The following is a 24422-nucleotide window of genomic DNA, read 5'->3' on the forward strand; positions in this document are numbered from 1 at the left end:
GGGCAGGCGGGCGGCAGCCATCGCGCCGCCGCCCACCGTCGGGGTCAGTCACCCACGTGTGTGTCGACCTGCTCGGGGCTCGCCATCGCGCCCGCCCACAGCCGCACATCGGAGATCCGAGCGGGCAGGAAGTGCTTCCAGCCACCCGCCGCGTACGCCTTGCCGACCGCGAACTCACCGCTGCCGATCTGCGCGGTGTAAGCCAGTGCATCGCCGTTCTGGCTGTAGCCGATGTAGAGGCTGATCGTGCCGTCTACCGAGTCGTGGACGCCGGTCAGGCGGGCGGTGCTGCCCACGCTCGCTGTTTCCTCGGACGTGGCAGACGAGAACGTGCCGTCGGCCTCGAGCCGTCCGAAGTGCCACAGCCCGACCGGAACCGTCGTCTCCTCCAACGTCTCCTCGTCCATCACGGTCTGCTTTCCCGTGAGTTCGAACCACAGGCCCCATGCGGAGCCGTCGGCGGTACGCTGGCCGGCGACCTGCCCGATGTAGCCAATGTCCTTGGTCAGCAGCTTCGCTCCGTCCAGAGTCACGCCAGTGGTCACCGTGAAGGAACTGCTCCCGTCGACCAGCGGCCCGGCCACGGTGGCTGCGTCATCGACACCGTCCAGGACGATCTCCTCATCGGTGACTGCCGCACCGCCCGCCAGCGTGAGGTCCCTGCCGTAAGGGGTGACAATGTCCTTGACCAAGGCGCCCTCAACGCCTCGGGTGGGGTTCCAGTCCGCGATCAGCTCCACACCGGCGAACTGTTCCGAGATGAGCAGCTTGGCGTCCTTGGCGATCTCCTCTGACGTGAGCGTGCGCTGCCACACGGTGACTTCGTCCACCACGCCGGAGAAGTAGTCGACGTAGTTGCCGCTCCACTGCGCTCGGCCGATCTGCAGGGCACCCGTTGCCGACCACGGGGTTCCGGCATCCACCTCGGATTGGAACACCCCGTTGACGTAGAGGCGGACCTTGTTGTTGGAGGCGTCGAAGCTGGCCGTCAGATGCGTCCACACCCCGGTGGGGCTGGTCTGTTTGGCGCGTGCCTTGTTCCAGGTGTAGGCGCCGTCCTTCACGGTCAGCACCCGCAGGCTCCAGTCCTTGATCCCGTCTGCGCCGTAGGAGACGTAGAACGGTCCGCTGGTGCCACCGTCTTGGCTCAGCACGGTCTGGGTACGCGTCGTGCCCGGCGTCACCCGCGCCCACGCGGAAATGGTGTACGAGGAGCGGGTCTCCACAGCGGGCCCGCTCGTCGTTGCATGGCCAGCGGTGCCGTCCAGCGCGAGGCCCTTGTCGTAGACCGGCGTGGCCAGCGGCTGTCCGCTGGCATCATGCGTGATCAGTCCGCGCCGACCCCGGTAGTCCCGCGAAGCGCCAGTACCCAGCGTGGCATCGTCCTTGCCGTCAGCAGTGGCACTGTCAAGTGCGACACCGTCGGCCTCGTCGAAGTGATAGCGCGCGATCGGCCCCTCGCCGGCGGCGACCAGGAAATCGACGGCGTTCCAGGCGCCGTAGCGACCCACATTGTCCTTGGCCCTGGCCCACAGCGTGTACGTACCCGCCTGCTGCGGTGTCAGGGGAAAGTTCGCCGTGGAGCCATTGACGGTCAGCCAGGCCGCCATGCCCGACAGCTTGTACTGGTAGGAAACAATGCCGGTGTCGCCCGTGGCGGGGGCGAGACTGAAGGTGGCTTTCTGCCCCGGGCCGCCCTTGCCCGCACAGGCGTTGGGAAGGCACTCGGTATACGGCGCGCCGATGGTGATCTTCGGAGCCTTAGGGGCGGTCGGGTCGACCTTGAAGTAGCAGTACCCGGTGGTAGAGCCGTTGGAAGGACCGGAGAGGTGGCTCCCTCCGCCGTTGTAGAAGGACTGCGTCCAGGCCCGGTAGCGGTGTACCGGCCCCTCAGTCAGGGTGGACCAACTGATGACCTGCTTCTTCCCGTCCCCCGCGTATCCCGTCGACGGCCTCGCGTCATTGGTCCCAACGTTGGTATCCGCCCACGTGCCGTCCGTGTTCTTCCGGTCGACGTCGAAGAAGATCCGCAGCTGCGCGTCATCCTCACCCCCGGCCTTGGTCTGCGTCGTTGCAGTCAGCGCAGGCGTCGGGTCGGACGCGATAGTCGGGTTCGACTCACTGGTCGAGCACACCGTGCCCGAACCTGTCACCAGGCCAATGCCACTCGGCTTGTCCGGGATACCCACGAAGGAGACCTCGAGGACGGCATCGTTCCTGAACCGCTTCCACGCCGCGGTATCCGACTCATCGTGCGCCCGGATCTCCAGCGTGAGCCGGGAGAACTTGCCTGCCGCGAAATCTTTCACGGTCGGCGTCAGGTTCTCGTTGGTCTCATCCGGATTGTCGTTGAACTCGATAGCCGCATTCGGCAATCCGGGACTGCAGAGATCACCCCGGCCCGCCGACACATGACGGTCGCCCATCAAGTCCAGCTCCTTCGGGCGCGAGGACCAGGTGGTGGAGGATGAGATGTTGTTGGTGCGCGCCAGGTCCACCCAGCGCGGATCGCACTGGAAGGCCCACGGCTCCGTCACCCGAAACGTGGCATCCAGGACATGCTTGCCCTTCAAGCTGGCGGGCGAGAACTCGTAGTACAGGCGCTGCACGTACCCGGGCCCGCACCCATAGCCGTTCCAGGACCCGCACTTGCCGGCACCCTTGCCCTGGTCGTCGTCGCCATTGCCCCAGGCATAGTCCTCATACCCATCGGAACGCAGCAGCGTCCGCTCGGATTCGCCCCAGGTCACCGACGGGTCGATGTACAGCGGATAGACCGCCGAGTCCTTGACCGCGAGCAGATCCGCATCCGGCACGATCGACAGCGTTCCCTTGCCGACCTCGACATCCATCTTGGCAACCTGATCACCCTGCCCCGGCTCGGTACCGGCGCCCGACGACGCCGTCTCGGCCGGGTCGGAAGGAGCAGCCTCATCCAGCGTGGCACGCCCCGAGGCTACCGCCGGCGAAGCCGGCTGGTCCTTACCGGCGGAGTTCCACATACGGGCAGGCGGCGCCTTGAACACCGTCCTGCCGTCGTCATCGATCGCGGCGAGGTTGCCCGATGCGCCTTCCTTGACATTCAGGCCGGTGGTCGCCAGGCCGAAGGTGAGCTTCTTCAGCTTCTCGTTCGCTGCGGCCTCAGGAGTCTTGACCACCAGTACATGCTGGAAGCTCTCCACCGTGGCAGTGACCTTCAAGTCCACATCGGGCAGCACGTTCGCGTACACGGCACTGGCACCCTCGAGCTTGGGCTCAGGCAGCGCGCCCGGCCACGTCAGCTCAAGCGAACGCCCCTGGCGCGCAATCCGTGCCAGCGGCTCCTTGTCACCACCGCTGGAGAACACGATCTGCGGCGCCGCAGCCTTCGGCGCGACCGAGCCGTCCGCACGCTTCTCCAGCGTGGCATCCGGGGCCTGCCAGCCACCGCCCGCCTTGGAAACCCGCACCGGAACCGCGGACTCCTGCAGCGTGAAGGTGTAGCCATCGGGGCTCGCAAAGACTGTCGTCTGCTCCGAACGCTGTCCAACGACCTCGACCCGCTCGCCGGACTCCTTCGCCGCGGCGAGCGCCTTCTGTCCCTCAGACAGCTCCGGTGGCTCTGCCTCCACGCCGGCTGCGGCAGCAATCGGCACATGTACGACCACCGTCGACAGCAGCGCCGTCACCGCCACGCCGATCACGCCCGAGGCGCCTCGACTCAACAGGCTTCTTCGCCGCTCGTGGACATGGCGATGCCCCCACCCGAACTCCACAGTCCCCCACCCCAGGGTCACAAAAGCTCTACAAGTCGCCGGAGTTAACGCCTGATCATCTGCGCCAGTCAAGAGGGGTAAGTCACATGAGTCAGAAGTGGCGGCAGACGGAAAGTCGCATTAGGGCAATGTGCACGATCCGCGTAGCCCGGGCGCGCCCTTGGCGACACGCTCCGTGACAGGCTTCAATGCACTGAAACCAGCCAGAACCTAGTACACCGCGATAGGGAGAGGGCCGGGCCTTACTGCTTCATGACATGCACATACTCGTGGAAGTGCGTCGCGCGCTAGGGGTAGGGTCCTGCCAACAGCCTGTCTTGGCGTAAAGGTCACGCTAAGTCTCCCGCGCTCCGCGGCCTCAGGTCGCTACGCAGAGTGCAGGGCCTCAAGCGCTTGAAAGTTTCTCCAGAGAATGGTCCCTCTCTCGCCATCCGAGACGGACAAGTCGAACCGAGCGGCGCTAGATGCTCTCGAGACGCTGCGCACACCCGGGACTCGTGCAGCAGTCCCGACAGGTCGTCGGTGTCGACCGCGACGACGTCCTGCGTGCTGGTGATGATGAAGTTCCGCGGGTTGCTGTCCTTGTAGAAGGCGCAAGGCCCCTCGGCGGTCGCTTGCAGCAGGACAAGCATCGCGTGCAGTGCCGTCTTGTTCGGCAGGTAGCCCTGCTCGTGGCGTCGCCGCAGAGCGACCCTCCGGGGGACCGAGGTAGTCGTCGAACTGCGTGCGGTCCTCGAAGTGGTGCGGGGTGTCCAGCGACGCGGAGTGCAGGTCGCCGGCCCAGGCGGCGCCGTGGGCGTGGCCGAGCAGTTCCTCCACACGCGGGAGGTCCCCGGGGCGTACGGGGCGGCCCTCGATGCGTTCGAACGTCAGGGACTGCGGTCCGGCGGTGTGGAGGGCCGGCTGCCGCAGCGGTTTGGCGTGCGCGGTGAGCCACCGGTAGTGGCGCACCGCCCCCGCCGCGCGCTCCGGTTCCGCGTAGCGTTTGGTGAACGAGGCGGGGCTCATGCCAGCTCACCTCCTTCCTTCGGCTGAGCGACGACGAAGGTGATCCGGGACCGGGTGGTCAGCGGCTGGTCGGGAAGGAACTCGTGCAGGGTCGCCGCCAAGGCCCCGGGGTTGCCGTACAAGCCGGGCGCCAGGTCACACTTGGGATTGGTGGCCAGGTACTGCGCCGTGTGGTCGTGGCCATCGAAGGTGAAGACGTGCTCCTCGTCCAGGACGGCGATCACGTCGAGTGAGGAGGCAGCCACCACGGCGAGGTTGCCGCTGTGGGCTGCGGTGTAGAGGCTCTCGTGCTGGGCGGCACGCGGATCGAGACCGGCGGAGGCGACCAGCTGGTCCATCTCCCGGTAGCTGTCAAGGCCCTTGATGACGAGCACGGCCACACCACCGGGGGCGAGGGCCCTGGCGATCTGCCCGACGACGTCCTCGGGGCGCGGTGAGTGGTAGAGGCAGAGCGCCGCGACGACGACATCGCTCGACCCCTCGGGCAGAGGGAGGTCGTGGAAGTCGCCTTCGACGAACTCCACCGTGCTGTCGGGCAGGTCCTTGGCGCGCTCGCGCGCCTTGGCGAGCAAGGAAGGGGCGGCGTCCAGGCCCGTGACGCGCTGGGGTCGGAGTTGCTCGGCGATGACGAGGCTGCTCGTGCCGCGACCGCAGCCGATGTCAGCACCACGCCGAGCCGGTCGGGCCGGGCATGGTGGGTCTGCACCAGGCTGACGATCGTCTCGGGCACCGGGTATCCGGCGGTCTTGGCGCGCATCAGGGCGCTGGTCCGCCCGGCCAGCCGCGAGGCGTGTCCGTACAACTCCGACTGCCGGGCGGGGTCCAGGAACGGGTTGGGCTCGTTCATGCCGCACCCCCTGACAGGGGGCGCGGACCGGTCAGGACTGCTCGGCGGCCACCTTCCGCAGCCAGCGGAGCGTCTGGCGCCGGTTGGCCAGCAGCACCACGTCGACGCCGGCGTCGAACTCCTCGATCTTCGCCATCACGCGGGGTCGCATCTTGCGCCGGTACGTGGCGACGTACTTGATCACGCCCCAATGGATGCGGTTGTGCACTCCGTTGCCCTTGTGCCCGGCCCCGTGCCGGAGCTGCCGGGAGAAGATCCCGTACAGGGCAGCCACGGTCGACACGTCCATCAGGATCACCGTGTTGCAGGCTTCGAGCCGTACCTGCAGCGTCGAGTTGTAGTTGCCGTCGATCACCCACCGCGGCTGCGCGACCAGCTCGCGCTGCACGTCGGTGAACTTGTCCATGGGCAACGCGTTCCACTCGTCGTCGTAGAACGCGGCGTCCAGGTGCGTCACCGGGGCGTCGAGGATCCTGCCCAGCTCGCGGGCCACGTGGGACTTGCCACTGCCTCCGCAGCCGACGATGGCGACCTTCCTCATGGTGCTCCAGCGTGGAGAGTTGAGGTGATCGGCGAGCCAAGTCGCGGGCCGTGTTGTGTCTGGCCTCTCTCCTACCTGTTCAGTTCGTCGCTCAGAGAACCCTCTACCGACGATGAGCGTCGCCACGCGCCCTGGCTCCCCTGGTGCTCGACGCCGTGCAGGGTGGGCTGCTCCGGCTGCCCAGGCATTACACCTGGACCCTGTGCGCTAGTCCCTCCTGCTGAGGGTGGGTGCGCCCGACGCTGGCGCGGATCACCTCGTCGCTGCCCCGCAACGCCTTTGTCATCCTTACGAGCCAGGGCTCGGGGAGGCTGCCGCTCCCCAGTGCGCATGCACGGACAAGCCGTCGGGCCGCCTCGACCTGGCGCGGCTCGGCGAGGCTGGTGAACCGGTGGTCAGCCAGGCACTCGCGGGCGGCATAGCCGTCGGTCGCCACGGCGGCCCGGCGGTGGAGCTCTGCAACCATCCGGTGCGCTGCGTCTTCCTGGTGCGGCTCCAGCAGGTCCAGGATCGTCAGGCCGAGGCGCGTGTCGAAGACGGTCATGCCCTGGACGGATTGGTGCTCGACGTAGTCCTCGACCAGCGTGTCGAGGAGGGGTACGGCCGGGCCGCGAAGGGCCTTTTTGCACATCACGTCGAGGCAACCGGTGACGGCGTTCTCCCAGCGTTCTCCGGGTGTGGTCATGGTGATGAGCGCTGCGGCGTCGGTGGGGGTGTGGCTGAGTGCGGCCAGGACGGCGACCTGGCGGCCGTCCAGCATGCGCTGCCCGATGCCCCGGTGTTCCTCGATGTGGGCCAGCGCCTCCGCCCAGCGGCCGGCTGTGGTCAGGGTGCGGGTGCCGTCGGCCAGGACTACCTTCCACAGCCAGGTGCGCACCTCGTGGCGGTCGCTGTCGGTGAGGGTGAGGTCGGCCGGGACGTGGACCCCCTCGAACTGAGCGCTGGTGCCTTTGGTGACGGCGTCGAAGAGGTGCAGCAGACGGTGGCGCCCGTCGTCGGCGGCGCCCGCGCGGATCTGGAGGCGGGCGAGGTTCACCACGGGTTCGAGGGCGCGGATCGCGGTCATGCCGGGCAGGGGGGTGGCGTGGAGGTAGGCGGCGGCGTGCTGGTGGCACATCTTCCGCGCGAGGTCGGGCAGCCCTAGGTCGGAGGCGATGAGGGCGGCCTGGTTGTAGACGGCCGAGGCGAGGCCCTGGTCAGCCTTTGCGGCTGCGGCGTCGGCGAGTTCGGCCAAGCCGTGCACGCGCCGGGGCAAGGGCAGGCACGCGGGTCGGAATCGGTAGATGAGCGGAAAGCGCTGGGCTATGGGTCCGTTCAGGTCCATGAGGTCCCCCGGGGATGAAGACGACGAGGAGCGGGGAAGGGCCGCGTGGTGCCCGCCGGCCGGTCGGCGGGCACCACGCAGGCGGATCAGCTACTGCCAGGTGACGCGGACGCGGTTCAGCGGGGTGCCGAGGACGAAGACACCGGGCTGCTCGTCCGCGGGCGCGTCGAGCGGCAGGATCTCGAAGGTGGCGACCCGGCCGCGGTACTCGCGGTCCCAGGCGCGGACGGCCTCGGCGACCTTGGCGGCCAGCTCGTCGCTCCCGGGGCCGTGGCCGATGACGCCGAACTCCCAGAGCTTGTCGCCCTCGGGGGTCTTCTGCTCCGAGGGACGCCGTGCGAGATAGGTGACGGCGCCCTTCTCGACGGCGGCCGTGGCCGAGGGGTAGGGGTCATCGGTCAGCACCGTTCCCTTGACGGACTGAGGGAAGAGCATCCGGATCAGCCCGGATGGCAGGACGCAGGAGACGAACAGCTCCATCCATTCCGGGGACTCCCCCGCGCGGACCGTCATCCCGGTCCACTCCTCGACGCGCGGCTGGTCAAGGACACCGGCAAGGGCGTCGGCGTCGAGCGCCAGGCCGGCCGGGGCCTGGAGGCGCACGGCGCCGTCCGTGCTGAGCGGCACGGCGCGGCGGTCGTCGTCGGCGATGCCCCGGCGCAGCGGCATGAAGGTGTTCATCTCCGAGCCGACCGAATGCCACCGGCCTTCGCGCGCCACGTAGATGATGGAGCGCGAGACGCTGCCCGTGAGTCGCTGCGGGGTGACGAGTCGGCCGCCCTCGGCGAGCTGGTCGAGCCAGGCGTGGGGGATGCCGTGCGCGCCGACGGTGGCGATGATCCGGTCGTACGGGGCGCCTTCGGCGTGGCCGAGGGCGCCGTCGCGCGTCAGGGCCTCGACGTTGGTGGCTCCAGCGGCGGCGAGGTGGGCTCGGGCGCCTTCGACCAGGTCGTCATCGACGTCGATGGTGGTGACGTGTCCGCTCGGGCCGACGAGGTGGCCGATCAGGGCGGCGTTGTAGCCGGTGCCGGCGCCGAGTTCGAGGATGTGCTCGCCCGGCTGGGCTTCGAGCTGGTCCAGCATGAGGGCGACGACGGCTGGCTGGGAGGCGCAGGAGATCGAGGTGCCCTCGGGGTCGTACTTCACGTTGACCGGGCTGTTGTCGTAGGCGTCGGCCAGCGAGGTGTCAGGGACGAACAGGTGCCGGGGCACGGTGCGCAGGGCGGCTTCGACCGCGGGGGTGCGGGCGTGGCCGTCGGCCTTGATCTGGTCGACCAGGGCGTTGCGGAGCTGTTCGGCATTGGCCCCAGGGGCGGTGAGTGTGTCGGTGTTCACCGTGCTGACGCTATGGGCCGCAAAGCCTGATTCTGTTGCTGACGCGGTGTTTTCACTCGAACTCATGATTGCCTCTCGTGCGATGTTGAACAGGGTGTGCTGGTCGGCGGACGGCAGACCGGCACGGTTGGCGTGGAAGATGGCGTGGTGCGCGATGACGGCGCGCAGTCCGCGGGTCAGGTCGCCCTGGGCGGCAAGGTAGGCGAGCGTGGTGCCGACACGCTCGAAGGCGGCGACCCAGTCGCTGTGGCCGTCCAGCGGCCCGCGCTCGCGGCACAGGCTGCGGGCTTCGGTGGTCATCAGGGTCCGCATTGCCGAGGTAAGGCGCGGGGACCCGGGCGTGCCGGTACCGGGGCGCAGTGCGGAGACCTTCGCCCACACGTCGCCCTGCTCGAACCAGTCGAGACCCGAGGCACGCATCAGGCTGCTCATCAGCAGGATGGCGGTCTCGCGCCGCCCCAGGTGCCCGTCCTTGACGGGATAGGTGAGCAGGTGGCGGCTGTCCTCGTGGAAGAGGGCGTGCGCGGCTGTCATGGCGTCCGCACCGCCGAACGCGTCGGTCTCCGGCTCGTAGTTCCCGGCCGTGCAGGACTGCGCGGTGCCGTCGGCCCCCCACTCGTCCAGCAGAGTCAGCACGGTCGGTGACGGCTGGTCGGCAACGTACCGAAGGCGCCAGGGCTGCTTGTTCATGAACCACCAGCCGCTGAGCTGCCCGTCGGCCTCGGCGGCGAGCAGAACGGGGGCGAGGCGTTCCGTGACAGCCCGTCGTCCGGTGTCCCGGTCGGGGAAGGTGATGTTGTGCTGCTGCCAGCGGTCGGGACACATCGAGAAGTCCTTCGGTCGGGTTCAGGCGGTGAGCAGGCAGGCGTCCCAGGCGGTGCGGGGCGGCTCCGCGCTGTCTGCGGTGGTCAGTCCCAGCGCGGTTCCGGCGGCACCGTCGAGGAGCCCGGCGCCCGCCGCGTCCTTCAGCAACAGGGCAGCGGCGTCGTCCGGGGCGGTGCCGGGCGGGACCAGCATGGTGAGAAGGGCGGGGATGATGGCGCGGAGCTGGAGGACGGTGGCCCGGTCGGCGTCGGCGGCGGCACGCGCCGCGATGTGGATCAGACCGGCGAAGCCGTGGCACAGGCCGCTGTCCGTGGTGACGCGAAGCTGCACGCGGTCGCTCAGCGCGTCCAGCAGGGCGGCCTCGGCCTCGGCCTGGAGGTCGCTGTCGCCGAGAGCGAGCGCGGCGAGCTGCTGGGCACGGGCCAAGCCCGCGGTGCCATAGCACCAGCTCGGCCGCCGCGGTGCCGAGGCCGCGGGCCGCCCGCTGCGCAGTTCCTCGCGGGTGATCCAGTACGGCCAGGCCGTGCCGCGCCCGGTGGGCACCTTCCACCGCTCCAGCCAGGCCAGGATGGTGCGCATCGCCTGATGGTGGCCAGTGACGGTGGTGCCGCGGCGGGCGGCAAGCGCCAGCAGCGCGAGGACCGCGCCGACGCCGTGCGCCATGCCGTGGTTGGCGTGCCCACCGGGGAAGCGGTCGTCCGGCCTGCCGGACGGCCCGGTCGGTACCCACCAGCCCGGCAGGCGTTCGCCGCTGTCGGTGACCGGGTCGGTCAGACGCACGCAGTAGTCGAGAACGGCCCGGGTCACCGGGCCCGCAGGGTCGCGGCGCAGCAGGTAGGCGCCGTACCCGGTCAGGCCCCGGATGGCGTCGAACTCGGCGAGTGCCGGAAGCTGCCCGGCTTCGATCCGGCGGTGCGCGGCGTCAAGGCGCCGCCGGGCGTCTGCCGTCACCTGCCGGTCCAGCACATCGAGGCCGCGCCGGTAGGAGTCCGGAAGCTGGTCGGCGGCGCACGCCACGGCATGGGCGAGCGCCGGGGCGCCGTAGAAGGGGTGGCTGTCCGGGCCGCTGGTGAAGGGCTCGCGGGTCGAGGCGGCCAGCCAGTCGTGGGCGCGCTGCCAGGGGGCAAGCCCGGCCGCGGCGCGTTCGATGTGCAACAGGGCGATGCCTGTCGGGCCGTAGGCGAGGTGCTGCCGGTTGGCGTCGTCAGTGGCCGCCGTCGGCGCCTGGTCGGGGTGGGCGAGCCGGTCGGCGATGGCGGCGGCCACCGCGGCTGCTGTGTGGGTCACGGTCGCCTCCCGGCGCGGGCGGTGAAGGCCAGGGCGGCGGCGCGGGCCAGGTACAGGCAGACCTCTTCCTCAGGGAAGTCCACCGCGACATGCCGCACGAAGTGGACGTGCAGTAGGGAGGTCAGCACGCCGTCCACGGCGATGCCGTCGGCGTGCGGGCCGGACAGGTGCGGCCCGTACGCGGCGAGCGCAGCGGTGCGCTCGGCCCAGGCGTCCACGATCGCGGCGCCGCCGGGCGCTGACCGAAGGGCCGCCCAGTCACCGCGCGGGTCTGCCAGCCGCACGGCGTCGGTGAACTGCGAGCGGGGTACCGGGTTCGGCGAGGTCGGCTCGATGTGGTCGATCAGCCAGCGCGCGCCGGCGTCCGGGCCGCCGAGGAGGGCGGAGGCGATGGCGAAGAAGTGCGCGGCCACGAGCGTGCGCTGCGCGGGCCGGACGGGCTGGGCGAGCTGCGCCACCGTGGCCAGGGAGTCCGCGCGGAACACGGCCTCGGCCGCGTCCCATGCCGGTCCGGAGCCCCACCGGCCCGTCTCGCGGTAGGAGGTGGGGTACCGCAGGTCTGCCAGCAGCCCCGCGGTCCGCAGTTCGTCGGCCCAGGCGCTGACCGTGTGGGTAGTGTCGGCGAAGTCGTCCGGGTCGGGCAGCGCGATCCGCAGGCGAAGGTGCTGCTGGGGGTCGCGGAAGCGGACGTACCACCAGGGAGGAGAGCCTAGGCGCCGCATCAGGTCGGGCACGTGCCGGGTCAGCAGGGCGTCTTGACGCCGCGGGTCGCCGTACAGGGCCACGAGGAGCACCGGCGAGGCGGCCGGCGTCTGGATCTGGGCTGGGGACAGCGCGCGGGCGGTGGTCGGCGAGGGCAGCGCAGGCCAGGCCAGAGGCCGGACCGCTTTGAGGGGGACCGCGATCTCGTGGGCCCGGCCCCCGCTCCAGCCGTCCGCCCCGGGAGGAGCGGCTTCCGTCAGCAGCGCCGTACCGGCGCGGTCGAGCTGCTGGCGCAGCAGGCTCCGGTGGCCGGCCTCATCGAGGTCGAGCGGCAGGCGCCGGTCGCCCTGGACGAGGTGCACGTGCTGCGGCAGGCGCCGGCGCTCCCGCCAGCCGGACAGCGCCGCGTCCCAGTCCGCCCCGGGACGATGGCGGTTGGGGAGGTCGACGGCCTCCAACCTCCAGCGGGCCGCGACCAGCACGATGCGGCCGTACCGCAGGCGGGGGAGGAACGGCATTGCTGCGGCGGCGCCCCAGTCGAACCGGGTGACCTGGGCGTTCTGTGCCCGGGACACCTCGGTGATCAACCGCGCCAGGGGCGGGGTGTGCTCGGCAAGGTTCAGTGCATGCATGCCGACGGCCTCGACGCGCAGCCCGCGGCCCGGAGCCGCCAGGTACATCCGGCGCCCGTCGCACGCCACCGCCAGATCCGTCGGCGAGAGCACTGCGGTGTCGGGGGCGCGGTGCTCTTGCAGGCTGATCACCAACGGCAGCACGCGCGGGGTTCGGGTGACGTGGGCGGTGTCGGGCAGCAGCGCGGGGAAGGAAAGCTGCGCCGCCACCGTGCCCTCGTCAGCCGTGGGTAGGTCAGCCAACTCCGCGCGCAGGCATTCGCGTTGTGTGGCCGGGAGGACGCTGAGGAAGCGTCCGGCGGTAACCCCGGCTCCGCGTGACACGCTGGTCAACTCCACGGTGAACCGCCCACGGCGGACTTCGGCGAGGCTGGCCGCGTGCAGCCGCACGCCCACCTCCAGGTGGGACGGTATCCGCGGCTCCTGCGGGCCTCGGTCCAGGGCGGCCACGATCTCGTCGGTCAGCACGACCTCGTCGCACCCGTCGAGCGCCGCGGCCTGGGCGAGGCGGAGCAGCACGTCGTCCCGCGGCGACAGGCGCCGGCGGCCTTCGCCGGTCGGCCTGCCCGGGTACCCGTCCGGGTAGCCGACGCCACTGTCTGCGACAACTTCCATAAGCGGCACCATGGTGCCGACGCCGAACCGCTCGTAGAACCGCTGGTGGTACGCGTTCCACGGCTCGGTACCGTACGGGCGGGCGCAGAGACGGGTGAGGATCGTGGCGGCGCGCTCGACCTCGCGGGCGACCAGATCGGGGAGCACCACGGTGGCGTCCAGGCACAGGTCCAGGGCGAGCGGGTGCCGGCGGAGGCCCGGCACCAGATCGCGCATCCGGGTCGCTACGGCGTCCCGGCCCTCTGTGGTGCCGCACTGCTCCAGCCCGGCGTGGACGGCGCGCAGCTCCCGGATGACGGGTGCCAGGAGACGGATATCCTCGGCACGGACCGCGTCGAGCTGGGTGACGAGGTGACCGAGCGCGTCGGTCTCGGTCGCCGGCGCGTGGAGGTTGGTGATCAGCACGCGCCGCCGCACCAGGCCCGCGAGGAGCCGCTTGACGCGCTCCGGGGCCACGGCCGGGAACTCGACCATCAGCTTCTCGGCGAGTTCCCCGATCCGGATCGGCGCGTCAGCCGCGCGGAGGATAAGCCGGACCGGCGCCGACAGCTCGACGGACGCCTCGACCGCTCGCCGCTGACGAGTCGGCCCGTCGTCCTGGTAGGGGACGACGAGACTGCCGTCGCGCTCGAAGGTGGTGTTGTTGACGACGACCGACAGCAGCGGCAGCAGCTCTCCGCTCCTTTCTAACTGCTCGATCAGCCTCCCCACCCACTCCGCACCGGCGCGGGCCATGACCACGTGGTTCTGGCCCCAGCGGGAGTGGGGCTCGGCGTCGAAGGTGGCCGTGGTGACTCCGGCGAACAGTCCGAACGGTGTGGGCCGGTGCAGCGCGCGCAGGAGGTAGCGCGCCACCGACACTCCAACGCGGCGGACTTCGCGGGTAGAAGGGGAGTTAGCACTCTCCAGGGCCTCGACTTCGGCGGCGAGAACCGGGCTGGCATGGCGGAAGGCCTGTGCGATGCCCGGGTCGTGCCAGATGCTGCGAATCCAGGCGAGGCGTCCGGTGGTGACCTCCTCCAACTCCTCGGCTCGGAAGGACCGGTCGTCGAAGTCCGGTAGGGGAAGCTGGGTCACCGACGGTCGAGCGGCTGCGCGCACCAGGGCGGTCGCGCCCGCCTTGAACGCTGGGGGTATAGCCACGTGACGTGTCCCTTCGTGCGTCTGGAGGGGCGGTCGGCGCCGACGCGCCAAGTAGCGCGACAGCACCGACCGCGGTTCATGACCTGATGACCGGGTTCAGACGGTCAGGTCAGTCGGTGAAGGTGACGCAGGCACCGCAGGAGCTGCCGCACCCGTCGTCGGTCAGAACGGTCAGCCCGGCCGCGTCGGACACCTCCAGCAGGGAGACGTTCAAGTCGAACCCGTCCGACTGGCCGCCGGCCGTCGGCTCCTGGACCTGGGTGGTGCTCTTGGTGACGATTCGCGTCATAACAACTCCAGGTGATTCGTTGGTGTGTAGGACAGGTGGTGCTTGCCAGCGCACTGAGGACCGTGGCGTAGCGACGGGGCTACGCCATGGGTTCAGGTTCTGGCCATCCCGGTCCGATGGTCGGGCCGGGAAGCTCTGGGGTGCTGCTCGACGGTCCGGTCCTTTGCCCAGGACCGTCGAGCAGCCGTCTATGCGGCGGGCACAAGATCGTCCAGGCTGACGACCTCGTAGTCCCGCAGTTCGCGTACGAGCTGAGAGGCGAGGAACCAGCCGATCTGGGGGTGGTTGTAGGGCAGGGGAGCGTCCGAGGCGGCGAGGGGCTGGATGCCGTCGGCGGTGTACTGGTACGGGGTGCCGATGACGCCGTAGAGCGGGAACCGCGTGGCCAGCAGGGCGACGTGTCCCTTGCTCCTGAGCCGGGGGCACCGCCGGGCCGCCATCCGGGCGTGCTCCAGACACACCGGCGGCTGCGCGGTCTTCACCGGCCCGGTGTGGTCGTCGCCGTCGTCGGCCGTCTCTACGAAGAGGATGCCGTCGCTAGGCTTCAGCGGGACCGTGCACACCTGGCAGCGCAGGAGCGCCATCGTGATGCGCTGGCGGAGCGGGTGCACCAGCCGCCACCTCGGGTTCCCGGTGGGCTGTCCCGCGCAGCCGAGTGACATGGAGTACCGGGCCCACAGCACGCCGCGGAGATCTCGGTCGGGCCCTGCCTCGTCCTTGTACCCGAGCCGCGGACGCCGGTCAGGACCGATGCGTACGTTCAGGTTGAGGAGGGAGTCCGCCTCTTCGCCTTCACGGGCGGTGATGTACGGAACGACCAGGTCGGCTGCGGTGATCGTCATGCCGCGCTTCCGACCGTGAGCGCGAGCGGCCGGTGGGGGGCGACGATACGGCCGTCAGGGAGGAGTTCTCCGGTGTCCTCGAAGACAAGCACTCCGTTGCACAGCAGGCTCCAGCCCTGCTCAGGGCGGTGCGCGACGGGTCGCGCGGCCTCCTTGTCGGGAGCCATGGCCGTGGGGCACGGCGGGTTGTGCGCACACATGGTGCTCGTCCTCTCGGGTGGGAAGTTGGGCCCTCTTCGGCCAGCTACGGTGCCGTGGGGGAACACGGTTCGGGCACGGCCGAAGAGGGGGACTTGTGGCACCGCCCCATGAAGGCCGCTATGGCTGCTTCGCTGTAGCCGTAGAAGCACCCCAGGGTGGTGGCAGTGCGGTCGCCCTCGAGCGTGAGTGGTCTCTCTCCCCCACTCGACAACGAAGCAGGGATCCGGGTGAGACGACCACTGCACGCGCAGGTCTCTTTAATCGCGGTCATGCCGCGCCCTGCGGGTCACCTGCAGGCACGATGCAAAGGTCGAGTCCCACCTCACGGAGCGGCAGGAAATGTGTTGCCTGGTTGGTGTATCCCTCGAACGTCAAAACGGCCCTCCGATCAGGCGGATTGGTAGACGGTGACGAGCACTGCGAACACGGTGACGACGAGGAGAACCTGAGCGCTGGCCTGTCTCCAGCCCCAGCCCTTCGCATCCATCCACCGCAACGGTCGCCTTCAAGTCGGACCGGACAGCTCCTCGGGGATCACGAGGTGAATGAATGCCTGGTACCGCTCACCCAGCTCCTTGATCACAGCGCGATACTCGTCGTCATCGGAGCTGATGTTGTGCCGGTCGAGGACGATCACGCCGTCCGCGAAGCCGCCTCGGATCAGTCGCTCGACCTCCCCCCAGCCTGGGCGCTTCCAGGGCGGCGTGTAGACGCCACAGCCGGCACCCGAGCCGGGGAGGCACGTCGTGGTCACGGGAACGGCTACGTCGTGAAACCTCGCTCCCATTGCGTAGCCACGCTGCTCAGCCTCGGTCTGGAGGGTGTTCCAGTCCTCATCCGGCCTGGCACTCCTGCTAAGCACCAAGCTGTACGCCAACACCCGGAGACGGCGATCACCGGAGCGGCGGTCGCACCTTTCGGTCGCCTCGCGACGGAACTGCTGACGGAGCCGGACGAGCTCGCCCCTGCGCGCCGGACGCTCCAGCGGGGCGGGTTCGCGGTGCCACTCCTGGGTTCGAGCAGTGTCGGTGTCCGTTCGGTCCCGGGATCCCATCAGGCTGATCCGTGGACTGGAGACGGCGATCATGTCGCCCAGGCTTCTACGTGTCTTCATGGTCGCCTTCCCCTAGATCGCGCTCAGCCCGCGCAGGGCTCATCCGACGGTTGCGCCATGCGTTCGGTCCGACCGACCACTACGTTCGCCACTGACGTGAATCAGGTCCGTGCCAGGCGCCGTTCGGATACCGTGTGATCAGCTCGTACCGACGATGAAAGCGGTACGGAGCCCCGGTGGGCAGGCCCTAGATGGAGCCTCACACGCTGGCTCCGCAGGCCCCATGGAGAGCCGCCCCTGTCGCTGACATCGACCGCGGGTGAACGAAAGTCCACGGTGGAGGAGGAAGCGTGGGGCAGCAGCCGAACGAGCTGACTCCGGACGCCGGCCCATGGCACCGCTGGGGTTACGAGCTACGCCAGTTCCGCGAGGCCCGTCTGCTGTCGCAGCAGGCTCTGGCTCGCAGGGCGTTGATCGACCGTTCACATCTCGGGCGTTTCGAGCGCGCTGAACGTCCCGTCCCGAAACATGCGGCCATCACTCTCGACGACATCCTCGATGCCGCCGGTGCATTGGTTCGTGGCTGGGACAGCGCGGAGCGCGAGGCCCCCCAGGATTGCTCTGTCCCGGTGTCCAGAGCCGGGACAGCGACTCATGGGGCCAGTACCCGGGGCCATGGGGCCAGCGCCCCGGAGACCCTGGCCATGAACGCAGTCGTGCGGGCAGGCTCGCTTGGAGACGCCACGGACACGGTCGCCGTCCCCGCCCGCATCCACGGAAGGATCCTCTTCGTGCCCGTGCCCCGCCGCGTTGTTCTCGCATCAGGGATCGCCGGCCTGGCTGCGACAGCCATGCCGGCCGCGACGCCGGCGGCTGCCACCGAACTCGCCGACATGGGGTCTCCCTTCGAGCACTTCGCGCAACTCCGCCGGGTCATGATCCAGACCGACAACCTCATCGGCCCCCGGCACGTGTTGCCCGCCTTGCAACAACACCTCGTCTCCCTCGCCACAAGACGTCGATCCGCTCGTGGCACCGACGCCGTCGAGCTTCTCGCCTTGGAGACGCGATACGAAGAGCTGGCAGGCTGGTTCGCCCAGGACATCGGCGACGAGCGCACCGCCCACGGCCACACCGCGAAAGCACTGGACGCTTCCCACATCACCGGCGACACCGATCTCACCGCGTACATCCTCGGCCGTAAGGCCCAGCTCGCTGTCGACACCGGTCATCCTGCCGACGCTCTCGGCCTCGCCGCAGCCGCCCGACGCACCGCCCGACCCGGGAGCCGCCTCGAAGTCATCGCCGTTCTGCACGAGGCCCACGCGCACGCCGTACTCGGTGAAGGCGGTGAAGCCCACAGGGCGTACGACACCGCGCTTGCTCTTCTCGTTCGCGCGGGCTCCGATGGCGTCTGGGGTTCCTGGCTCGATACGGCGTACATCAGCACCGCCCGAGCCCGCTCCCTCGCCGCACTCGGCGAGTATGAGCAGGCCGCAGCAGGCTTCGACAGCGCCCTCACAGTGCTCCCGCCCGCATATCGCCGGGACCGCGGTGTCTACCTCGCTCGCGCTGCACGTGCCCACGCGGGCACAGGCAACGTAACCCTCGCTGCCCGAATCGGCGGGCAGGCCGTCGGGATCGCCGCCGAGACCGGATCCGCGCGCATCTTCGGACAGCTCGACCGGCTCGACCAGGCACTGGCCCCCGCAACCGGCGAGGACGGCGTCGCCGAGTTCCGAGCCTCACTCGACCGAATCGTTCTGCATCCTGCCTGACTCACCCGCGCACACCGCCTGGAGATACCGTGCCCCGCCCGTACGTCCTGTTGTCCGCAGCTGTATCGATCGACGGTCACCTCGACACCCGCCCGGGCGAGGACCGGCTCCTGCTCTCCAACAAGGAGGACTTCGAGCGCGTCGACTCCGTACGAGCCAGTGTCGACGCGATCCTTGTCGGCGCCGGCACACTCCGCGCCGACAACCCCCGCCTCCTCGTCAACTCGGCGGAACGCAGGGCGTCCCGGGTCGCCGCAGGAAAGCCGGAGTACCCGCTGAAGGTCACCATCACAGGAACGGGCAACCTCGACCCCGGCTGGAAGTTCTGGCACCACGGCGGAGACAAGCTCGTCCTGGCCGTGGGCCACGAGGCCACCGCGAATGCTCGCGCCAACCTCGGCGACCTGGCTACCGTTCAGAGCGTCCCCGCCGAGGCCGTATGGCCGGCCGCGCTCGACATCCTCGGCGACGAATACGCCGTCAAGCGGCTCATGGTCGAAGGCGGTGGCACCGTTCACACACAGCTCCTCGAAGCAGCTCTTGCCGACGAACTCCAACTCGTCATCGCCCCGCTCTTGGTCGGCCAATTCGATGCGGTAAGAATGTTCGGCCCCGCGAGCTACCCTGGCGGCCCCGCCGCCCGGCTCCGGCTCCTCGAGTCCCGCCAGATCGATGACGTGGTACTCCTGAGGTACGCCCCCAAGGACACCTCGACGGAGCCCCGATGAGCATCACCTCTTCAGCCGGCGCCCCCGGCACCGGCCGCGAGCCCAACATCGCAGACCGGAACTGGCTCACCCTCGCCTGTGAGCTGGCCGCCCTCTGCCCACCTTCGGAGACCGCCTTCAGCGTGGGGGCGGTCATCGTCGCGGCCGACGGGACCGAGCTCGCCCGCGGCTACTCCCGTGAAAGCGACCCCCACGACCACGCAGAGGAAGGGGCCCTCGCCAAGCTGCCCGCCGAGGACACCCGGCTCGCCACCGCCACGATCTACAGCTCCCTGGAGCCCTGCGCCAGACGGGCATCCCGACCTCGCCCCTGCGCCCAGCTCATCCGCAACGTGGGCCTCCGCCGCGTCGTCACCGCATGGAGCGAACCCGATACGTTCGTCGTCGGCGCCGATGGCACCGAGACCCTCGAAGACGCCGGCGTCACAGTTCTTGCACTGCCTGAGTACGCAAACGCAGCACAAGCGCCGAACCGGCACCTCCTCTGATCCTCGGATTCAGAGAACCTCCAGGGTCTGGGCTTGATCTGCTTTGACGGTCATTCGAGATCGGGGTTAATTAAGCCCCCATCGTCGCCCGCGAGGGTGATCGCCGCTGCAAGCTCTCGCCGCACCAACGCGCGCTCGTCGCTCTGGTGCACCTGCGTAAGCACGACACCCCGACTCAGGTAGCCGCTGGCGTCGAGATCTCGGTCGGCACGACACACGCCTACACCACCGCGGTGATCGGCCTCCTGGCCGCGCAGGCCTCCGGCCTGCTCAAGATCCGTCCTGGCGCGTCTCCCGCAGCTTCCGAATCAGGCCCAACCGCATGACGTCAATCGCCAAGGCCGTCCTCACCCTGGAGAGGCAACGCAGGGAATGCTGAGTGATAGAGCTCCGCATCTCAGCCTGAATACTCAGCACATCAACATGCGCGCCCACCAGTCCCGGTGCCGAAGTCGGAGCTCAGGACACGTCCCGGCCGATCCAGCGGTCCCGGAACCAGGTCAGAGTCTCAGCGAGCGCGTCGCGGTTCCCGTCCTTCTCCAGCAAGGCCAACCGGAAGTTGGGACGCAAGTCCAGCTTCCCCTCCGGGATGTCGACGCCGTCCAAACCGTTGACGCGGCCGAGGAGCTCCGCGCGCAGCAGGCGGTCGGTGAAGGGCTCGCGGGTGGCGAGGTACTGGAAGACCACCTCCGCCGAACCGCCGCGTCCACCACCGGGGTAGAGCACCAGCGGCCAGATCCCGGCGCCGGGGAGACCTGCCGCACCCAGCATCAGGAAGGCGCTGGTAGTGACTTGGCCGGCCCCATAGCCGACCCAGCCGCCCAGCTCCTCCCACCGGGCGAGGAGAGTACGCACCGCGCCCACGGTCTCGGGGGTATCGTCCGCGGCGAGCTGGCGGAAGAACCGCTCGGCCCGGGTTTCCTCCTCTGGCTCCGCTCCGTCGCGCCCCGCCGCCACCGCGCCCTCCGAAGACTGCTCCTGGTCGGGATCGGCCAGCAGCAGTGCCAGGTCGGTGCTGGTCAAGCGTTGCGCGGGGTCCGCGGCCCCGGTCTGGGTGAAGTGGATACCGTCGGCGCTCAGTCGCGCCCGTACGTCCTCGCCCTCCGGCTGCGGGCCGGCCCAGCGGAAGCCGTCGGCGATCCGGCCCTCCGCGTTGAGGACGCGGTAGGCCTGCACGACGCCTGCGGTCTGGGCGAGGTGGTTGCCCACCGCCTGGGCGCCGGAGCCGATGTACGCGGCGAGGTCGCCGTACGAGGTCCAGGTGCCGTGCGGCAGGGCGGCGAGGACCTGGTGGACGAGCTGCCAGTCGCGGCTCCGCTGGGCTCGGCCCACCCCGCGCAGCGGGGACGGCCACAGCGCGAGCGCCCGCTCGGCCAACTCGTCGGCACGGGCGCCGATCTCGCGGGCGCCCCAGCGGTCGGTGGCGGCGATGCGGCGGTTCATCTCCAGGTGGCTGCTGTGCAGCAGGTCCTGCTTGCGGTCGAAGGGGTGGTTGGAGAGCTCGGAGTTCTGAGCGGTGAGGGTCAGGTTGCCCAAGGTGTGCTGGAGTCGGGCGTGCACGTCCTGTGGGGTCTCGCCGTCGATGGCGTCCTCGGCGAGAACTTGGAGCCAGTCATCGCCCGCCGACTGCGGCAGGACGTGCTCGATGGAGAGTTTCGCGGCGGCGAAGTCCACAGGCTCGGGGTGGTCGTAGCTCTCCTCCAGCCGCTGGAGGACCAGTTTGCGCTGCTCCGGCCGGCCGTACAGGTAGAAGGGCGCGGTCCTGAACTTCTCGCGCAGTTCGTCGTCGTCGGGCCAGTAGCGGTTGCTGGCGGAGAGGAGCTGACGCAGCCCGTCGGCGACGGCGACGTCCAGCGGAAGCTGGGCGGGAACCGACTGGAAGATCCGGTTGAGGTTGTTTGGCGGTACGCGACACACGGTGCGGCGTACCAAAAAGCTCTCGATGTACGACAAGGCGCGGGCCGTCTCCGCCGAGTCGGTCTCTCCACGTTCGCGACGGTCGAGCAGCAGCATCAGCGCCGGGTACGTGGCCGCGGCCTCCCAGGCGTCGAGTCGGCGAAGGTGGGCACGGACAGCCGAATCGCCCTCCTCGTCGGGGCGGACCACCTTACGGAAGTGCATGGACCGCCGGTGCAGTTCTTTCACGTACGCCTCGATGTCCGCTTCCCTGACCTCGGTCTGCTCGAAACGGTGCTGCTGAGCCGCGTACAGGTCCTGGCGGCGGACCCGGTCGTCGCCGTCAAGCACGAGCTGCAGCCACATGAGCTGTTCGAGCTCTTTGTTGCTCAGGCTTGCCTGGAGCGGCAGCCAGTACGTCTCGTAGACCAGTTCGCCACGGGTCGGCAACCGCATGAAGAGGTAGTTGCGCAGCAGGTCGGCTTGGCTGAGCTTGAGACCGGTGTTGTTGAGGGACTCGAAGATGCGGTGGACGTTGTCACCGGCCTCGGCGGTCACCGCGACCAGGGTGAGCCGGGAGGTGATCGCCTGCTCGATCCGGAGGACGTCCTGCGGGTCGGCGGGGTCCTCCGCCTCGACGAGCTTGCGGCGGAAGAAGCGGTAGGCGACAGAAACGTTGTCCCCCGCCGCCTGCCCCTCGTGGGTGCCTCGGATGTGCGCGGCGTAGTTCGGCCGGTCGGCCTGGGTGGGCAGGAGACGGAACCGGTCGTTCTCGTTCTTCCGCTTGTTGATCAGGTATTCCTCGTCAATCCGCTCGGCCTCGTCCGGCCGGCTCTGGGCGAGATGGTCCCGGATGGCGGCGAGTGCGAGGGAGATCGTGGTCAGCCGCTGCTGGCCGTCGACCACCAGCCAGCGAGGGAACGTCGCCTCGTTTTGCGGGGACGGGGCAAGCACCACGGAGCCGAGGAAGTGCGCGCTCGCATTCTCCCCGGTCTCCAGCAGGTCCACCTGATCGAGGATGTCGCTCCACAGCTGAGCCAACTGCTTCTCTGTCCAGGAGTACGTCCGCTGGTAGAGCGGCACCTGGAACTGTTGAGCCCGCCCCTGCACGAGGTCGGCGAACAGCGTCTCTTTGGCCTGCACAGTGGTACCCGCTCCCCTTGGATTCCCGCGACCCCACACCCATACGCCCCGCACAGTGGTGCCTGGAAGACCGACAATAGGGCGTGCCACCAACGCTCTTCCGCAAAACGATCGAGATCGGGCAACGAGACGTGGGAGCGGCGACGAACAGGACTCGGGCGTCGTGGTCGCGCGATAGGTAGGTCCCCGGCTCTGCGCTGGAAGGGGCGGGGGATGGTCCGTCAGCGCCCTCCCTTCTGGAAGCTCCTGGTCGGCACGGGTGATCTTGGTCGTGAACCCGTCTACCAGGAGCTTCGTCAGTTCGTACAGCCCGCCAACCACCCGTCCACACCATCAGGTTGGAAAGGGCTCACTAACGGGCGAAGAACCTGCAGTTCACCGAAGCGGTGAGATCATCAGGTGGCTCGCCAGAGGTCGTCGTCCTGGATCCGGGCGGCCTCGGTGATGCTGCCCGGCTTCAGGTACCAGCAGGTGCGGAACGTCTCATCGATGGACTCGCTGCCCATCTATTCCGCGATGTGGGTGATGGGGATTCTGCTTCCAAGGACGCTCGATGCGAAGCAACGTCGGAAGCCATACATCCGGTACGCCTTCTGTCGTCGTACCGCATTCCGGACGCAGCATCTGCATGTCCAGTCGTAACGATCGTGCCGCAGGGGCGGCCCCTTCCTCGCCCGTGTGACCTCTCCGCGCGAGGGATGTCCGGCACGCCCGCAAGCACGTCACGTCCCGCAAGAGCTTCTCCGCGGAGCGTTGTCAGTGGCGGCGTCTACGCTGGCTGACAGCTGCCCGATGCCTCCCGAACACGGACGAAGCCTGCCCCACCAGGCGGCCGAACTCGGTGTGGAAACAGGGCCGGACACGCAAGATCGAGGAGGCAGCATGCGGATCGACGAAGCGTTTGACGAGTTCCAGAGAAGTGTCAACGAGGACGTGGGCCAGACCCGGATCGCCCGGGAGCGGCGCGATCTGTTCAAGAGGGCGCTGATCAGCGAGCCCGATGTCACCGAGGCGTTCGGCTCGGGTTCGCTCCGCCGCAGCACTCAGCTCAAGCCAATCAACGACGTCGACATCATCGCCGTCTACGACACCACCCAGCACCCCGACTGGGGTACTGCCGGTCTCAGCGCCGAGGACGCCCTGGACCACGCCCGTGGCCAGGTCAACCGGCTGCTGGGCAAGACCAACGGCAGCCACGGCAACGAAGTCCGGCTGGCGCTGCCGAGGAATCACGCGGTCAAGTGCTTCCTCGACGACCCCGACGACGAGAACGGCTTCACCGTCGACGTGATGCCGGCTCTCCGCCAGGCCGACGGCACCCTCCTCATCCCCGAGAAGCTCACCCAGAACTGGGTACCCGCCGACCCGGAACACCTGATCGACCTCGTGGCCGATCGCCAGCGAGACTGGGAGCACTTCCGCCCACTGGTCCGCGTCCTGAAGCAGTGGCGCCACGACGTCGCCGTCACAGGACGGATCAAGTCGCTCGTCATCGAAGTCCTCGCTCTCGACTGCATGCCAACATCCGGTAACCGGCCCAGCGCACTGCGCGCCTTCTTCACCGCCTCGGCAGCACGCGTCAACGAGCGCGTGAAGGACCCGGCCGAGCTGTGCGGTGAGATCCAACCCGACCTCGACTACGACGGTCTGCAGGCCGCCCTTGCCGACGCCGCCGAGCTCGCCGACCGGGCGTGCGCGGCCGCCGCAGCTGGTGAGACCGATCAGGCCCTGCGACTGTGGCAGGAGATCCTCGGCGATTCCTTCCCCGCTCCCGCCGCGCCGACCAAGCCCGCGAACCCAGTGACCGGGGCCCCGGCCCTGATCACTGGCACGCCCGCGCTCATCACTCCTCGGCCGATCAAAGACGCCCCCCAGGGATGACGACCGCCCCCGGCCCTCAGCGGTCCTCTCAGCCGGCCCCAGTCACGTGGTGGGCTTGTGAGCCACACCGTTTCGAGCGGGACCAGCGCGAGATCACCACCGCCTTCC

General features: G+C 69.2%; 15 protein-coding genes and 3 pseudogenes. 5 read left to right on the forward strand and 13 right to left on the reverse strand.

The window, feature by feature from the left end:
• Window positions 1–44: 44 nt before the first annotated feature.
• The 12 genes from ACIRD8_RS19220 to ACIRD8_RS19275 form a co-directional block, all read right to left on the reverse strand.
• Window positions 45–3683, reverse strand: coding sequence for a LamG domain-containing protein (locus ACIRD8_RS19220; protein WP_403992599.1), 3639 nt, complete (start codon window positions 3681–3683; stop codon window positions 45–47).
• A gap of 1076 nt (window positions 3684–4759) precedes the next feature.
• The gene (locus tag ACIRD8_RS19225; protein WP_403992602.1) at window positions 4760–5617 is read right to left on the reverse strand and encodes a class I SAM-dependent methyltransferase; all 858 of its coding nucleotides are present in this window, start codon (window positions 5615–5617) and stop codon (window positions 4760–4762) included.
• A 24-nt stretch (window positions 5618–5641) separates the two neighbouring features.
• Window positions 5642–6151: a topology modulation protein gene (locus ACIRD8_RS19230; RefSeq protein ID WP_403992605.1), complete on the reverse strand. Its 510-nt coding sequence runs from the start codon at window positions 6149–6151 to the stop codon at window positions 5642–5644.
• A gap of 187 nt (window positions 6152–6338) precedes the next feature.
• On the reverse strand, window positions 6339–7475 hold the full coding sequence (locus ACIRD8_RS19235; protein WP_403992608.1) for a hypothetical protein: 1137 nt from the start codon (window positions 7473–7475) through the stop codon (window positions 6339–6341).
• Between the two features lie 90 nt (window positions 7476–7565).
• Window positions 7566–9635 (reverse strand): methyltransferase, FxLD system, encoded by a 2070-nt coding sequence (gene fxlM / locus ACIRD8_RS19240; RefSeq protein WP_403992611.1) that lies wholly within the window; start codon window positions 9633–9635, stop codon window positions 7566–7568.
• 21 nt (window positions 9636–9656) lie between these two features.
• Entirely contained in the window at window positions 9657–10922 is a 1266-nt protein-coding gene (locus ACIRD8_RS19245) for a lanthionine synthetase C family protein (RefSeq protein WP_403992614.1), read from the reverse strand.
• Window positions 10919–14014 (reverse strand): lantibiotic dehydratase, encoded by a 3096-nt coding sequence (locus tag ACIRD8_RS19250; protein WP_403992617.1) that lies wholly within the window; start codon window positions 14012–14014, stop codon window positions 10919–10921. The genes ACIRD8_RS19245 and ACIRD8_RS19250 overlap by 4 nt, the downstream gene beginning before the upstream one ends.
• Window positions 14015–14123: 109 nt before the next feature.
• Complete coding sequence (locus tag ACIRD8_RS19255) at window positions 14124–14303, reverse strand: FxLD family lanthipeptide (protein ID WP_028444064.1); 180 nt, start codon at window positions 14301–14303, stop codon at window positions 14124–14126.
• Window positions 14304–14491: 188 nt separating this feature from the next.
• Window positions 14492–15145, reverse strand: a complete 654-nt coding sequence (locus ACIRD8_RS19260; RefSeq protein ID WP_403992620.1) for a hypothetical protein — start codon at window positions 15143–15145, stop codon at window positions 14492–14494.
• Window positions 15142–15345: a DUF5999 family protein gene (locus ACIRD8_RS19265; protein ID WP_403992623.1), complete on the reverse strand. Its 204-nt coding sequence runs from the start codon at window positions 15343–15345 to the stop codon at window positions 15142–15144. Before ACIRD8_RS19265 ends, ACIRD8_RS19260 begins: the two co-directional genes overlap by 4 nt.
• Before the next feature lie 44 nt (window positions 15346–15389).
• Complete coding sequence (locus ACIRD8_RS19270; protein ID WP_403992626.1) at window positions 15390–15617, reverse strand: DUF6302 family protein; 228 nt, start codon at window positions 15615–15617, stop codon at window positions 15390–15392.
• A gap of 234 nt (window positions 15618–15851) precedes the next feature.
• Window positions 15852–16433: a hypothetical protein gene (locus ACIRD8_RS19275; RefSeq protein WP_403992629.1), complete on the reverse strand. Its 582-nt coding sequence runs from the start codon at window positions 16431–16433 to the stop codon at window positions 15852–15854.
• A 317-nt stretch (window positions 16434–16750) separates the two neighbouring features.
• On the opposite strand from ACIRD8_RS19275, the pseudogene ACIRD8_RS19280 reads away from it, so the two are divergent.
• The 4 genes and pseudogenes from ACIRD8_RS19280 to ACIRD8_RS19295 all read left to right on the forward strand — a co-directional run.
• Window positions 16751–16969 (forward strand): annotated as a pseudogene (locus ACIRD8_RS19280) (helix-turn-helix domain-containing protein); the annotation flags it as partial.
• Window positions 16970–17104: 135 nt separating this feature from the next.
• Window positions 17105–18178, forward strand: a complete 1074-nt coding sequence (locus tag ACIRD8_RS19285) for a DNA-binding protein (protein WP_403992861.1) — start codon at window positions 17105–17107, stop codon at window positions 18176–18178.
• A gap of 29 nt (window positions 18179–18207) precedes the next feature.
• Window positions 18208–19394, forward strand: a pseudogene (locus ACIRD8_RS19290) (dihydrofolate reductase family protein).
• Window positions 19395–19474: 80 nt separating this feature from the next.
• Window positions 19475–19669: pseudogene (locus ACIRD8_RS19295) on the forward strand (transposase family protein); the annotation flags it as partial.
• A gap of 184 nt (window positions 19670–19853) precedes the next feature.
• Here the strand turns inward: ACIRD8_RS19295 and ACIRD8_RS19300 are convergent.
• Window positions 19854–22433, reverse strand: a complete 2580-nt coding sequence (locus tag ACIRD8_RS19300) for a DUF262 domain-containing protein (protein ID WP_403992632.1) — start codon at window positions 22431–22433, stop codon at window positions 19854–19856.
• Between the two features lie 882 nt (window positions 22434–23315).
• Between ACIRD8_RS19300 and ACIRD8_RS19305 the strand changes: the two genes are divergently transcribed.
• On the forward strand, window positions 23316–24314 hold the full coding sequence (locus ACIRD8_RS19305) for a hypothetical protein (protein ID WP_403992635.1): 999 nt from the start codon (window positions 23316–23318) through the stop codon (window positions 24312–24314).
• Window positions 24315–24422: the final 108 nt, after the last annotated feature.

Source organism: Streptomyces sp. NPDC102451 (genome assembly GCF_044765485.1).
Classification (GTDB): domain Bacteria; phylum Actinomycetota; class Actinomycetes; order Streptomycetales; family Streptomycetaceae; genus Streptomyces.

Bases quoted from the DNA above. Each gene is read 5' to 3' on its own strand.
- ACIRD8_RS19230 (WP_403992605.1), bottom strand. From the start codon at position 6,151: ATGAGGAAGGTCGCCATCGTCGGCTGCGGAGGCAGTGGCAAGTCCCAC.
- ACIRD8_RS19235 (WP_403992608.1), bottom strand. From the start codon at position 7,475: ATGGACCTGAACGGACCCATAGCCCAGCGCTTTCCGCTCATCTACCGA.
- fxlM (WP_403992611.1), bottom strand. From the start codon at position 9,635: ATGTGTCCCGACCGCTGGCAGCAGCACAACATCACCTTCCCCGACCGG.
- ACIRD8_RS19255 (WP_028444064.1), bottom strand. From the start codon at position 14,303: ATGACGCGAATCGTCACCAAGAGCACCACCCAGGTCCAGGAGCCGACG.
- ACIRD8_RS19260 (WP_403992620.1), bottom strand. From the start codon at position 15,145: ATGACGATCACCGCAGCCGACCTGGTCGTTCCGTACATCACCGCCCGT.
- ACIRD8_RS19265 (WP_403992623.1), bottom strand. From the start codon at position 15,345: ATGTGTGCGCACAACCCGCCGTGCCCCACGGCCATGGCTCCCGACAAG.
- ACIRD8_RS19270 (WP_403992626.1), bottom strand. From the start codon at position 15,617: ATGACCGCGATTAAAGAGACCTGCGCGTGCAGTGGTCGTCTCACCCGG.
- ACIRD8_RS19275 (WP_403992629.1), bottom strand. From the start codon at position 16,433: ATGATCGCCGTCTCCAGTCCACGGATCAGCCTGATGGGATCCCGGGAC.
- ACIRD8_RS19285 (WP_403992861.1), top strand. From the start codon at position 17,105: ATGAACGCAGTCGTGCGGGCAGGCTCGCTTGGAGACGCCACGGACACG.
- ACIRD8_RS19305 (WP_403992635.1), top strand. From the start codon at position 23,316: ATGCGGATCGACGAAGCGTTTGACGAGTTCCAGAGAAGTGTCAACGAG.